This is a genomic window from Chryseobacterium sp. CFS2 (assembly GCF_036543225.1).
In the GTDB taxonomy this organism is placed as follows: Bacteria; Bacteroidota; Bacteroidia; order Flavobacteriales; family Weeksellaceae; genus Chryseobacterium; species Chryseobacterium culicis_A.
Genome location: NZ_JAZHQU010000005.1, coordinates 293,722 through 307,583, shown reverse-complemented (window position 1 = coordinate 307,583; position 13,862 = coordinate 293,722). Strand labels below are relative to the sequence as shown.

Annotated in this window: 15 protein-coding genes; 9 read left to right on the top strand and 6 right to left on the bottom strand. The window is 36.1% G+C overall.

Going from position 1 to position 13,862, the window contains the following annotated elements:
* Positions 1-6: 6 nt before the first annotated feature.
* From ODR02_RS14205 to ODR02_RS14180, 6 genes are all read left to right on the top strand, one after another.
* Entirely contained in the window at positions 7-537 is a 531-nt protein-coding gene (locus tag ODR02_RS14205) for an NADPH-dependent FMN reductase (protein ID WP_309513362.1), read from the top strand.
* Positions 538-1,116: a TMEM175 family protein gene (locus ODR02_RS14200; protein ID WP_309513361.1), complete on the top strand. Its 579-nt coding sequence runs from the start codon at positions 538-540 to the stop codon at positions 1,114-1,116.
* Position 1,117: 1 nt separating this feature from the next.
* A complete protein-coding gene (locus ODR02_RS14195; protein ID WP_209785815.1) occupies positions 1,118-1,336 on the top strand; it encodes a (4Fe-4S)-binding protein in 219 nt (72 codons plus the stop codon).
* Entirely contained in the window at positions 1,336-1,731 is a 396-nt protein-coding gene (locus tag ODR02_RS14190; RefSeq protein ID WP_209785816.1) for an OsmC family protein, read from the top strand. Before ODR02_RS14195 ends, ODR02_RS14190 begins: the two co-directional genes overlap by 1 nt.
* A 1-nt stretch (position 1,732) precedes the next feature.
* A complete protein-coding gene (locus tag ODR02_RS14185) occupies positions 1,733-2,020 on the top strand; it encodes a GNAT family N-acetyltransferase (protein ID WP_209785817.1) in 288 nt (95 codons plus the stop codon).
* Between the two features lie 171 nt (positions 2,021-2,191).
* Positions 2,192-3,751 (top strand): sodium:solute symporter, encoded by a 1,560-nt coding sequence (locus ODR02_RS14180; protein WP_309513360.1) that lies wholly within the window; start codon positions 2,192-2,194, stop codon positions 3,749-3,751.
* 66 nt (positions 3,752-3,817) lie between these two features.
* On the opposite strand, the gene ODR02_RS14175 is transcribed toward ODR02_RS14180, so the two are convergent.
* Positions 3,818-6,046: a reprolysin-like metallopeptidase gene (locus tag ODR02_RS14175; protein WP_309513359.1), complete on the bottom strand. Its 2,229-nt coding sequence runs from the start codon at positions 6,044-6,046 to the stop codon at positions 3,818-3,820.
* A 301-nt stretch (positions 6,047-6,347) separates the two neighbouring features.
* Entirely contained in the window at positions 6,348-8,585 is a 2,238-nt protein-coding gene (locus ODR02_RS14170) for a reprolysin-like metallopeptidase (RefSeq protein WP_209785820.1), read from the bottom strand.
* 341 nt (positions 8,586-8,926) lie between these two features.
* Here ODR02_RS14170 and ODR02_RS14165 point away from each other — a divergent pair, with 341 nt between their 5' ends.
* From ODR02_RS14165 to ODR02_RS14155, 3 genes are all read left to right on the top strand, one after another.
* On the top strand, positions 8,927-9,445 hold the full coding sequence (locus tag ODR02_RS14165) for a hypothetical protein (protein ID WP_209785821.1): 519 nt from the start codon (positions 8,927-8,929) through the stop codon (positions 9,443-9,445).
* 78 nt (positions 9,446-9,523) lie between these two features.
* Positions 9,524-10,408: a transketolase gene (locus ODR02_RS14160; protein ID WP_309513422.1), complete on the top strand. Its 885-nt coding sequence runs from the start codon at positions 9,524-9,526 to the stop codon at positions 10,406-10,408.
* A gap of 98 nt (positions 10,409-10,506) precedes the next feature.
* Complete coding sequence (locus ODR02_RS14155) at positions 10,507-11,451, top strand: transketolase family protein (RefSeq protein ID WP_105684517.1); 945 nt, start codon at positions 10,507-10,509, stop codon at positions 11,449-11,451.
* Between the two features lie 172 nt (positions 11,452-11,623).
* Here ODR02_RS14155 and ODR02_RS14150 read toward each other — a convergent pair whose 3' ends face one another.
* The 4 genes from ODR02_RS14150 to ODR02_RS14135 all read right to left on the bottom strand — a co-directional run bounded on the left by ODR02_RS14150 (position 11,624) and on the right by ODR02_RS14135 (position 13,812).
* The gene (locus ODR02_RS14150) at positions 11,624-12,142 is read right to left on the bottom strand and encodes a hypothetical protein (RefSeq protein WP_309513358.1); all 519 of its coding nucleotides are present in this window, start codon (positions 12,140-12,142) and stop codon (positions 11,624-11,626) included.
* Entirely contained in the window at positions 12,120-12,599 is a 480-nt protein-coding gene (locus ODR02_RS14145) for a hypothetical protein (protein WP_209785823.1), read from the bottom strand. The genes ODR02_RS14150 and ODR02_RS14145 overlap by 23 nt, the downstream gene beginning before the upstream one ends.
* 153 nt (positions 12,600-12,752) lie before the next feature.
* Entirely contained in the window at positions 12,753-13,286 is a 534-nt protein-coding gene (locus ODR02_RS14140; RefSeq protein ID WP_309513357.1) for a DUF4303 domain-containing protein, read from the bottom strand.
* Positions 13,287-13,491: 205 nt separating this feature from the next.
* Complete coding sequence (locus ODR02_RS14135; RefSeq protein ID WP_309513356.1) at positions 13,492-13,812, bottom strand: DUF4870 domain-containing protein; 321 nt, start codon at positions 13,810-13,812, stop codon at positions 13,492-13,494.
* Positions 13,813-13,862 lie beyond the last annotated feature (50 nt).

Sequence of the window (13,862 nt, the reverse complement as noted above, 5' to 3'; positions counted from 1 at the left end):
TCTATCATGAAAATATTAGCTTTTGCCGGAAGTACATCTTCCACTTCAATTAACAGAGAACTCGTAAAGTTTGTTCTGAAAGATTTTCAGGATGAGGAAATCAATCTGATTGACCTCAACGATTTCACCATGCCTGTTTTCTCTGTAGATCTTGAAAAGAAAGGGTTTCCGGATGAAGCCCACAACTTTTTAAAAGCCATTGAAGAATGTGATGTCATCATCTGCTCTCTTGCAGAACACAACCGTTCTTACAGCTCGGCTTTTAAAAATGTTTTTGACTGGTCTTCAAGGATTAATGTAAAAGTATTTCAGAATAAACCAATGCTTCTGATGAGTACTTCTCCGGGAGGTTATGGCGGAGGAAATGTAATGAATACCGCGAAAACATTTTTCCCACAGTTTGCAGCAGACATTAAGGATACTTTTTCATTACCTAAATTTTATGAAAACTTTGATATGGAAAGCGGAGTCATCAATCCGGATATGCTGAATGATCTGAAAGGGAAGATACAAAACTTTAAAAATCAGGTAAAGTAAATGAATAAGGGAAGACTGGAGGCATTCAGTGACGGTGTTCTTGCTATTATCATCACCATTATGGTACTTGAGCTGAAAGTACCGGAGGGAAATAGCTGGAGCAGTCTCAAACCTCTTCTTCCTAAATTTTTAGCCTATATTTTCAGTTTTATCTATGTAGGAATCCACTGGAACAATCATCATCATTTGTTTCAGACCGTAAAGAAAGTAAATGGCAGCATTCTTTGGGCCAATCTTCACCTTTTGTTCTGGCTTTCTCTGATGCCTGTTGCAACAGAATGGATCGGGACTACAAGTTTTGCCAAAAACCCTGTTGCAGTCTATGGAATTGGCCTCATTATGTCAGCCATTGCTTACACCATTCTGGAGCATGTTATTATCCGGTGTGAAGGCGAAGAATCAAAGCTGAAAGAAGCCATTCATTCGAAATATAAAGAATATATCTCTATTGTATTTTATGTCCTGGGAATCGCTACTTCATTTTTTTATCCTTATATTGCCATAGGTTTTTATTATATCGTGGCTCTTATATGGCTGATTCCGGACAGAAGAATCGAAAAAACATTAAAAGAAAATTGATATGGAAACACACGAATATCCTAACGGAAACATTACTGTCATCTGGCAGCCTCAAAAATGTATCCACTCTGCCATATGTGTAAAAACACTTCCAAAAGTCTATAATCCTAAAGAAAGACCTTGGATAAAAGCAGAAAACGCAAGTCCTGAAGAACTTAAAAATCAGATAGATCTATGCCCATCAGGTGCATTAAGTTATAAATTCAATACAGAAAAATAATGGCGGTAACGGTAAAAGCAAGTTTAGGAAAAACAAAATATTATACAGAAGTCACTGCCGGTGAAAATAAGATCATTACGGATGAACCGATTGATAAAGGCGGACAGAACAAAGGTCTTAATCCCATGGAAATTCTGGCAACATCACTGGCAAGCTGTACAGCAGCTACATTGAGAATGTATATTGAAAGAAAAGAATGGGAGGTAGAAAACATCAATGTAGAAGTAGAGCTTGAAAATTTCCCCTTAACAAAAAGAGCAGTTTTCAAAAGAGACATCAGCTTTGAAGGTATCCTGGATGATGAGCAGCGAAAAAGACTGCACACCATCGCAGATGCATGCCCTGTTCATAAAATATTAACCAACGATATAGAAATACTAACTAAATTCTCATAACATGATCGAAGTAAAACAAAACAACGACGAAAAACACGGAAGTTTTGAAGCTTTCATAGATGGAAGTCGCGCAGGAATGATGACGTATACCTGGGCCGGAGAAGAAAGATTTATTATAGACCACACCGAGGTGGAAGAAGCTTACAACGGAAAAGGAGTAGGCAAGGAAATGCTTCTGGCTGCAGTGGATTTTGCCAGAAAAAACGAGAAGAAGATCATTCCTCTCTGTCCTTTCGCTAAGGCAAGTTTCCAGAAAAGTGAGGAACTTCAGGATGTTTTAGTGAATTAGTCACTGTTTCCACCCTTACAATACAACCCTTTCAGAGAGATTTCTGGAAGGGTTTTTATTTTGATCTAAAAATATTCAATCATCGGAATTTGCTTTGAAAACAACAGTATTTCAAATTCATGATTCCCGACTGATCTTTTTTATATATTTGCTAAAATTTAAAAATCAAGAATGAATCCAGGAACTATCCTTTTGTTATTTGTTTTCGTCTATTTTATCGGCCTTTTGGTAATTTCTTATTTTACCAGCCGGAATTCTGATAACCAGTCATTTTTTATTGGTAACAAAAAGAGTAAATGGTGGCTCGTAGCATTCGGAATGATAGGAACCAGCTTAAGCGGGGTTACTTTTATTTCAGTTCCGGGAACTGTGGGGAAAATGACCGGTTCCGAATATATTTACGGAGGCTTTGAATACTATATGATGGTGATCGGGTTTTTCATCGGATATTTTATCGTTGCCGCAATACTGCTTCCTCTTTATTATAAGATGAATCTGACTTCAATCTATACCTATCTGGGAAAAAGATTTAATGTGGAAGCTCATAAAATTGGTTCTATATTTTTTATTATTTCAAGGGCAATTGGTGCTACGGCAAGGTTATATCTGGTAGTAAACGTTTTACAGATATTCTTACTTGAAGGGTTAGGAGTTCCGTTCTGGGTAACTTCACTTGTTCTTTTGCTGATGGTACTTCTATATACTTTTGAAGGCGGAGTAAAAACGATTGTCATTACCGATACCCTGCAGACTTCTTTTATGATTATCAGTCTTGTAGCTTGTATTGTTTTTATTTTATCCAACCTGAATTTATCATTTGGTGAAGCCTATACCATTCTCGAACAGAAAAACTACACTCACTTCATTAATTTTGATCCCAATTCCAAAACCTTTTTCCTGAAAACCATTCTGGGAGGAATCTTTATTACGATTGCCATGACTGGGCTGGATCAGGAAATGATGCAGAAAAATATCTCTGTAGATAATCTTAAAAATTCAAAGAAAAATATGCTGACCTTTGCAGGAACACTTCTTATCGTGAACCTTGCATTCTTGTTCCTGGGTGGATTATTATACCTTTTTGCATTGCAGTACGGTGCTGAATATGGAACGATAAAAGCTGAAACAGTAACGAATATTTTCGGATTTAAAGATGCAGCAGGAAATATTAAAAATGTAATGGGAGACGACCTTTTCCCGGCTTTATCACTTCAGGGATATTTCCCGATGGCTATTTCCGTTATTTTCATCATTGGATTAATTTCAGCATTATTCCCGTCTGCGGATGGAGCCTTAACAGCTGTAACGAGTTCGTATTGTGTAGATTTACTCAACCTTAATGAAGATAAAACCAAAACTGAAAAAGAAAAGAAACGTCTTCGTATGAAAGTACATTTGATTTTCACGGTAGTTTTCTTTATCCTGATTATGGTCTTCAAAGCGTTGAATGACAAATCTATCGTTTATCTGATCATGGAAATTGCAGGATATACTTACGGACCGCTTTTAGGTCTTTTCGCCTTTGGGATTTTCACGAAGTTTCAGATTTCCAGAAAATATTCAATTCTTACCGTTACTCTTTTAGCACCTGTACTTACCTATCTCATCAATCTGGCTGTTACCACTTATACAGATTATAAAATCGGTGTAGAGCTGATTGTTCTGAACGGATTACTCACCTTCATTGGTTTGTGGCTGGTAAAAAACAAACAACATTTAAGGGTTGTTTAATCTCATAAAAAATGCTGTCCTCAAGATGAAGACAGCCTTTTTATTGTAATCAATGGAGTGAAGTAATTATTCTTTAACCCATTTGATGGTTTTCTCTGTATTCTTAGATTTAACTTTAATCAGATAATCTCCTGTAACAAGGTGAGACAAGTCAAAAGTACCTGTTTTATCATGTTTCAGTTTGTTGTTAGTCTGTGTGAATACTAATTTTCCGCTTACGTCATATACGGTCATATCATATACTTCGTTTGAGTTGGTAAATTTAATATTCAGAATTCCTTTGCTTGGATTAGGATATACTACGAATACATCTTTGTTTGCAGCCGTTTCACTCAAACCCAATGTCTGGGTAATGGTAAAGTTGATAGGATTAATATTGTAAAAAACATTAGTCTCTGCTGCAACCATAATTCTAGCCTGTGTCGTATTTACGTTAGGAAGGGTAATGGTTTCAGAACCGTCGTTCGGAGTGGAACCCAGGATCAGTGTAGGATAAGTAAGACCTCCATCTGTTGAAAGGTAAATATTTACCGTAGCTGCATTCACAGGGGAAGCTGTTGTATTGGCCACATTCCAGGTTATTGTTTGATTAGAATTAGCTACCCAGGTTACCGCTGTTGTAGGTGCAGTTACATTAAAAGGTCCGGAATTTCCATCAACAGTAATGATAGCATCATCGTTGGCTACTCCTGCGCAACCTGCATTATTATCTCTTACAGTCAGCCTGAACTCCATCGTTCTTGCATAAGCCGGCCTAACTTCTCCTTTGGAAACCGTACCATTGATTACATCGGTAAGTTTCGGAAAATATCTGTAAGGAACAACTACAGGCATAAATGATCTGAATATAGCCGCATTTCCTGTAGGTACATTCCAGTCACCCGCTGGCCCTGCATCATTCTGTTCCCAGCAATAAGTAAGTGGATTATTTTCAGTATCAGTTGCAGAACCTGTTAACTTAAATGGTGTTCCCTTTGGGATTGTATAGTCATTTCCTGCATTTACAGTAGGTGCTGTATTAGCCACTGCTGTTGTTACCTGACATGGGAGAGATTCAACTTCTGAAGTAATTGTTTGAAATGAATTCGTATGAAAAATAGGAATACTGTGAGCGTCTAAATTATTGATACTTTCACAAATACCAGCGTAAGCCATGATGGTAATTCCACTTCCCGGTTCTACAGCATCATCTGCGCTTCGGTTTCCTCCACAACTTCCGGTAGTTGCATTAAAGGTATGTTGAGCACTAAACTGGTGTCCCATTTCATGAGATACATAATCAATATCGTAAGGATCTCCTACAGGATTAGAAGAACCGGTAATTCCTTTTCCTTTGTATGAAGAATCACATATACCTGAATCAGCTAATCCACCACCTCCGGTACTAAAGGTATGTCCTATGTCATAATTAGCTGTTCCAATTATTGAGTCAATGACCGTTTGACTTTCATTAATTAATACACTTCCATCATCATTTCCTGTGAAAGGGTCATTCGTATCACTCACAAATATAATATTGTTTTCAGTAGGAATGAGGATCAATCTTACAGCAACCTCTTGTTCATACACTCCATTCACCCTATTTACAGTAGTTACAATAGCAGACAAGGTTTGGGCTACGGTAGGTGAAGCTGATCCTGTTGCTGCTACTGCATATTCTCCAGTACATGCAACTGCTAACCGAAAAATACTAATTTGACTTCCTATGCTTGGAGCTACGGTTTTTTGAGCATTTTTTTTTCCTGATTTAAAATTCTCATCTTTTGATCCACAGCCTCTTTGCTTTTTATCAATTAAATCACCTTTTTTGTAAATGATATAATTATTGATATCCTGTTTTGCATAAGGATCAATATAAGTATCTCCCGATACTATTGATTTTATTTGAGCGTGGAATCCTAACGTTGTAAAATCGAGTTTTATGGTAGCATATTGATCATCTACACCCTGCCCTGTCAAAGTAATAATTTGGGGAAACTTACCGGCTAACTCCGGAGCCATTACTGAGGATTTCCAGATTCTGAATTTTGCTTTCGTTCCATCAGACATTGGTAAAACAATAATTGGGGCATTATCTTTACGTTCATTATCTCTCAGCTCAGGAACTGAGGCAAAATAGTTTTTCAAACCACTCACATCCAGCTTATAAGTAAGAGATTTTTCAGGCTGTACTGTTCTGCTTTTAGATTCAGCTTTAATTGTTCGTTCACTGATTTCAGTAAAGAAATCCTGAGCTTTTCCTAGAGAAATTGATAAAATGAATATCCCTAAATAAAATAGTTGTTTAATTTTCATACAATGATGTTTTTTAAGAGTTTCAAATATAAAAATAAAAACCACAACACAATGAAAAACAGTATTTTACATCAAACAACCATCATAACCAACATAAAATAAATCAAATATTTACATTCGAAAAATAATCATCTATTAATCCATAATAATTATTAAAATTGTTTAAACTTTTATTTCCTGAGAACCGATAGAAAAAACCAAATTACCCATTGAATATTGAGATTTTCGAATTATTACAATAAAAAAATGCTGTCCTCAAGATGAAGACAGCATTTTTATTGTAATTAATGGAGCGAAGTAATTATTCTTTAACCCATTTGATGGTTTTCTCTGTATTCTTAGATTTAACTTTAATCAGATAATCTCCTGTAACCAGGTGAGACAAGTCAAAAGTACCTGTTTTATCATGATTCAATTTGTTGTTAGTCTGTGTGAATACTAATTTTCCGCTTACGTCATATACGGTCATATCATATACTTCGTTTGAGTTGGTAAATTTAATATTCAGAAGTCCTTTGCTTGGATTAGGGTATACTACAAATACATCTTTGTTTGCAGCCGTTTCACTCACACCCAATGTCTGGGTAATGGTAAAGTTGATAGGATTAATATTGTAGAAAACATTAGTCTCTGCAGCAACCATAATTCTAGCCTGTGTAGTACTTACGTTAGGAAGGGTAATGGTTTCAGAACCGTCGTTCGGAGTAGACCCCAGGATCAGTGTAGGATAAGTAAGACCTCCATCTGTTGAAAGGTAAATATTTACAGTAGCCGCATTCACAGGGAAAGCAGTTGTATTGGCCACATCCCATGTTATCGTTTGGGTAGAATTACCAGCCCAGCTTACCGCTGTTGTAGGTGCGGTTACGTTAAACGGTCCGGAATTTCCATCAACAGTAATAATAGCATCATCGTTGGCTACTCCTGCACAACCTGCATTATTATCTCTTACAGTCAATCTGAACTCCATCGTTCTTGCATAAGCCGGTCTGACTTCTCCTTTGGAAACCGTACCGTTAATTACATCGGTAAGTTTCGGAAAATATCTGTAAGGAACAGTTACCGGCACATATGATCTGAATATAGCAGCATTTCCTGTAGGTGCATTCCAGTCACTTGCCGGGCCTACATCATTTTGTTCCCAGCTGTAAGTAAGTGGATTGTTATCTATATCTGAAGCAGATCCTTCTAACCTGAACGGAGTACTCTTAGGGATGGTATAATCACCTCCTGCATTTACAGTAGGAGCGAAATTATTGGTTGGAAGGGTAACCTGGCATGTTGTTGACTGAACTTTCGTTGTGATAGACTGGTAGGATTTGGTATGGAAAGTAGGAATACTGTTAGGAGCTAAATTATTTGTGCTTCCACAAATTCCTGCATAAGCCATGATGGTAATTCCGCTTCCAGGTTCTACAGCATTGGCTGCACTGCGGTTTCCTCCGCCACAGCTTCCGGTAGTTGCATTAAAAGTATGTGGGCCTCCAAACTGATGCCCTACTTCATGCGCCACATAATCAATATCATAAGGATCTCCTACGGGGTTAGGTGAACCGGTAATTCCTCTTCCTTTATTGGAGTTGTTACAGATTACCCCTAATCCGGCTAATCCGCCACCTCCGGTACTGAAGGTATGTCCGATATCATAATTGGCATTTCCTATCAGTAAATCGATCTGAGTCTGGCTTTCATTGATTAATGTACTGGCGTTATTATTTCCGTTAAATGGATCTGTCGTTGCATTTGTAAAGACTACATTGGCTTCACTATCCACTAATACGAGCCTTGAAGCAACTTCCTGCTCATATACTCCATTCACTCTGTTTACAGAAGTTACAATGGCTGAAAGGGTTTGTGCCACTGTAGGAGTAGCTGTACCCGTTGCCGCTACCGCATATTCTCCAGTACATGCAACTGCAAACCTGAAAACTCTAATTTGAGTTCCTACGCTTGGAGCTGTGGTTTTTTGAGCGTTTTTTTTTCCTAGCGGAGTATCATCTTCATCCTTTACTCCGCATGATCTTGGGTTTTTATCAATCAAATCACTTTTCTTGTAAATGATATAATTGTTGATATCTAATTTTGCATAAGGATCAATATAAGTATCTCCTTCTACTACAGATTTGATCTGAGCATGGAATCCAAGTTCTGTAAAATCAAGTTTTAGGGTTGCATATTTGTCATCAATTCCCTGTCCGGTAAAAGTGACAATCTGAGGAAACTGGCTGGCTAATCCGGGAGACATCACTGAAGATTTCCAGATTCTGAATTTTGCTTTCGTACCGTCAGGCATTGGCAATACAATGATTGGAGCATTGTCTTTACGGTCACTGTCTTTTAGTTCAGGAACTGAATTAAAATAACTTTTCATTCCCGCTACATCCAGTGTATAAGTCAATGACTTTTCCGGCTGTACTGTTCTGTTTTTAGGATCTGCTTTGATGGATCTTTCACTGATTACTGTAAAAAAGTCCTGGGCTTTCCCTGAGGAAATGGATATCACAAATATCCCCAAATAAAATAATTGTTTAATTTTCATATATAATATAATGGTATGTAATTTTTATTAACTCAAACATTCAGACCAAAAACCAAAGAATAATTAGTTAAAGGTTTATAATTCAAGATTATTTGAATTATAAAATTAGTTAAATTAATCTAATTATCACATATGAAAATTCAAAAAAAATCAATGTTTGCTTACGAAAAATCAACAATCCAGCTATTACAAAGCATTCTCCTCAATAAATATTTTTCATTTTTTTTCCTTCATTAAAATAACTGATTTTATAGACTTTTCTATTTTAATTATCTTTGATCCGGACGATATTAACCAAATGCAAAATTTAACAGAATAAAAAAAACAAAATTTAAAAAACAATGAAAAAAGTTATTACAATTTTCGTACTTCTATTAACATTCAATTTTATGAATGCTCAGGAAAATTTTGAAGTATCCACATTAAGAATCGGGCCGTTTAAAGTCTTTATGCCCAAGGTTGAAGCCGAAAAAATTGCGGGAACAAAACTTACGAACTCAGGTGGAGAGAAAAAAAACAGGGTAAATTATAATGGCGAAACCATCCAGATTGATCTTTTTGACAACTACATCAATGAAGCCAATCCGAGTGTTCCCTCTATTACTTACATGACGACCACCAGTAAAAAATTTAAAACCAAAAGCGGAATCGGAGTTGGAAGTACCCGAGATGATCTTATCAATGCCTACAGAAATTATCCCAACTTCAGCGTACGTCCGGATTGGGATAAAAATGATAAAACAATTAAAGATTCCGGTTATTTCAATATTGAAGACAGCCAGGCAGGAACCTTATTAAGCTTTAAATTTGTTAACAATATCGTTACCGAAATCTCCGTTTACCTCAATGAAGGCTGTTAAAGGCAGAAAAATATTCAATTCAGTCGAAATCCGGGTTTTCATAATCCGGATTTTTGCATTTCCATAAGCCGGTAAAAAATTGTAAATTCGCATGCAAATAAATCAGATATAATGAGTAAAAGTATCGAAGAGTTAAAAACTCTTACTACGCAGATCAGAAGAGACATTTTAAGAATGGTTCACGCTGTAAATTCAGGACACCCAGGTGGGAGCTTAGGTTGTACAGAGTTCTTTACAGCACTTTATGGAAAGGTAATGAACTATAAACTTCCTTTCACCATGGAAGGCAAAAATGAAGATCATTTTTATCTATCAAACGGACACATTTCTCCGGTATTCTACTCTACTTTAGCAAGATTTGGTTTCTTCCCTGTAGAAGAACTTAAAACTTTCAGAAAATTAGATTCAAGATTACAGGGACACCCTACTACTCATGAAGGACTACCAGGAATCAGAATTGCTTCCGGTTCTCTTGGGCAAGGACTTTCTGTAGCATTAGGTGTAGCTGACGGTAAAAAACTAGATGGTGATCCATCTCTTGTTTACTCTCTTCACGGAGATGGTGAGCTTCAGGAAGGTCAGATCTGGGAAGCATTGATGTATGCTGCTGCTAAAAAAGTAGATAATATCATTTCTACTATTGATTACAACGGACGTCAGATTGACGGAGATACAGATGATGTATTAAGCTTAGGAAATCTTCATGCTAAATTGGAGGCATTCGGATGGATTGTTTTGGAAGAAAAGAACGGGAATGATCTTGAAGCTGTGATTGCAATCCTTGAGAAAGCAAAAACAGAAACTGGAAAAGGAAAACCTGTAGCTATCCTTCTTCATACAGAAATGGGGTACGGAGTTGATTATATGATGGGATCTCATGCTTGGCATGGTAAAGCTCCTAATGATGAGCAGCTAGACACAGCATTCAAGCAATTGTACCTAGAAGCTCCGGCTGATTATTAATTATAAATGATAAATTATTATTGATAAATGATGCCCGTAGAACTTTAAAATATTGTTAATCTGCTATCATCTATCAATGATCAAAAACTTTAGTAAAAATGAAATATACATATACAGAAAAAAAGGACACTCGTTCAGGATTCGGAGCAGGATTAGCGGAACTAGCTGACAAAAATCCTAATGTAGTAGCACTTTGTGCAGACCTTATCGGTTCTTTGAAGATGGAAAAATTCATTGAGAAGGCTCCTGAAAGATTCTTTCAGATTGGGATTGCAGAAGCGAACATGATGGGAATTGCTGCAGGTCTTAGCATTACAGGAAAAATACCTTTCACCGGAACTTTTGCTAACTTCTCTACTTCAAGAGTATATGACCAGATTCGTCAGTCTATCGCTTATTCTAACAAGAATGTAAAAATCTGTGCATCTCACGCAGGTCTTACTTTAGGAGAAGATGGAGCAACTCACCAGGTTCTTGAAGATATCGGGATGATGAAAATGCTTCCTGGAATGACAGTGATCAATACTTGTGATTACAACCAGACAAAAGCAGCTACATTAGCCATTGCAGATTTTGAAGGTCCTGTATATTTAAGATTCGGAAGACCTGTAGTTCCTGTATTTATCCCTGAGGATATGCCTTTCGAAATCGGAAAAGGAATTTTACTTCAGGAAGGAACTGATGTAACCATTGTTGCAACAGGACACCTTGTATGGGAATCTCTTGTGGCTGCTGATGAGCTTGAGAAGGAAGGTATTTCTTGTGAGGTAATCAATATCCACACTATCAAGCCTCTTGATGAAGAGATCATTTTAAAATCTGTTGAAAAAACAGGTAAAATTGTAACTGCTGAAGAGCACAACTACCTTGGTGGTTTAGGAGAATCTGTTGCAGGTATGCTTGCAAGAAAAAGACCCACAAGACAGGAATTTGTAGCAGTAAACGATACTTTCGGAGAGTCTGCAACTCCTGCTGAACTGATGAAGAAGTATAAAATTGATTCTACTGCAGTAAAAGAAGCTGTAAAGAGAATTTTAGCTTAATCTAAGCTATTCTATATAGATAGATAAAATCCGGCGGTTTCTTCGAAACCGCCGGATTTTTGTTTTGAAGATTAACCACCCGTCAAAAATTCTTTGAGTTTTTAATATCTCTCCAGAGGAAGAAAATGGTTATACTTCCATTTTTCATTGTATTAGTTTTTACCCTTCATTATTATTCCGATTGCTGATTCAGAGGAATTCCAATAGTGATTAAAACAGGACATAAGATTTTTTCTATATATTCATCTTCTCTTCTCTGTGAGGCTTTCGAACCAGAAAAATAATTACTGATTCTGTAATTTTTCACAAACTGATTTCTCTTTTTACCGATGGAATAGTAATATCCACCTCTTTCATCATTGACAAAATAGGTCATTTCATCAAAATTCATCAGTTTTTTAGAGAGTAAAAGCTTTCTGTAGATACACTTCTCAGATTTATCAAAAATATATTTCACAGGAATCCTGAAGAAAAGATCAAACAGGAAATAGATCATATAAATGCTCCATAGTCCCATTGCAATTTTAAACGGGTCACCGGACATCTTATCCATAAAATAGTAGATAATCACAGGAAGTGCTATCACTCCCAATACCAGCCACACTATTAAGATGCGCAGGAAATTATAATTGGGCATAAAGCTTATTTCACTTCCGTTTTCTTCAAACTTATAACGGTCTCTGATGTCCATTTTCAGGATTATTAATGTTCATAATATCTTCTGTCTCATTCACCATCTTCTGTATTCCTTTTTGGGTAAGAGCCTGTCCAATCGTAAGGTGTTTTTCTTTACCATCAACTTCAAAATAAATGGACAACACCACATTAGTTGTGATAAAACCCAGATATTTTGTAGCCAGTACATGGAAATTCCTGAAGTTTTCTAAAGGATATGTTCTTGCGGGAACAAAAATCGTATGCTTGCCTGTAATAGTCATTTGATCCATATCAATAATGAATTTCTTGGTAAAGAAATTAATCATAATAAGGGCTACCACAGCAATAATGACATAACTGACAGTTCTTGCACTGTTAAAAATAAGTCCTGCAATAATTAGAAAAATAATACAAAGCACCGTTATAAATACCGGCTGATTTTTAAAAATATATTGGTTTCCTTCTTGTTTATAAAATTGATAGTTGTTCATAATTAATGTAATTGTTATTTATATTTTGGTTAAAGATCTAGTTACTATAAAAAGCAGTTATAGAAATTGCAGTTGATAAGAGGCTTCTGAGACAATTATTTTATCGGGCTTCATATGTATATATTTAAAGTGTTTTTTTAATTCGTCATACTTTTAATTGCCCCAGGTAGCCATCCAGTTCAGATATTCACTTTTGTATTCATTATCATTAAGCCTAATGATAAGATCTTTCAGGTCTTTTTCCTCAAACTCATAATCTGAAACCGTGAAAGTCAGGAAAATATCTTTGCCAGTTATCTTTGTGAAAAAGTTTTCATTTTTAAGTTTTTCCAGTACTTCAATGCAGGTAGAATATAACTTATTCTGAAAACCATCAAACCATTGATCCTCATCATCATGTTTAGTAAGTTCCTCTCTCAACTGAGTACAGATTTCACCAAATTCTTTATCGGCTCCTTCCATTTCATAGGTCCATTCTGCCGGTTCATATTTATAATAAAGAGCATCTTCTTCATCTGCATTTTCTATTGCTTTCATTGTATTGGCAGCAGGACATACCGTCATTGCTCCCTCATCACTATACAGTGCGAAACTATAAATCTCCTCTGCACCATGCTTTTCATACACTTCTAAAAAAGCTTTCTTAGCAGCGTCTTCAATCTGCTGTTTCAAAATTTCAAAATCCATACTTCTTTTCTTTTTTAAAATGGGCGGTAAAATTACCTTTATCCTGTCAAATCAGCTCATTATATTTTTAAAAGGGCTGGTCAAATTCATGATTATAGCTATCCTATTTCCATCATTTTATGATGAACTGTTCTATTATTCATGAAATATCTCTTGTTGATCCATCGTAAAAGTATTATAACCCCAGATATAGAAATCTCAAATATTATCCGATAAATGAAAATTTATCTTCAACCATTTTCCCAATCAGTGGTAAAGGTTTTTCAACATCATTGGCTGCATTAATGATTCCGATAATCATCAATACTAAAGGAATACATCCAAAGATCCCCAGAATTCCAATTTTGGTCGCCATCAACAGGATATTAAGAATGATGAACAATACAATTGAAAAAATAATCAGTCCCAACGACTGCTTCAGATGATACTTTAGAAAGCTGCTCGATTTTTCTTTTCCGATGATGAAGGAAATCAGCCATCCGAAAAGCGTAATGTAAGAGACAATAGATAAGGTTTTGTTGTCCATAGCGGTAAAATTTTTAATTAATATTCTTTGATTTTTTCCGACCCAAAATT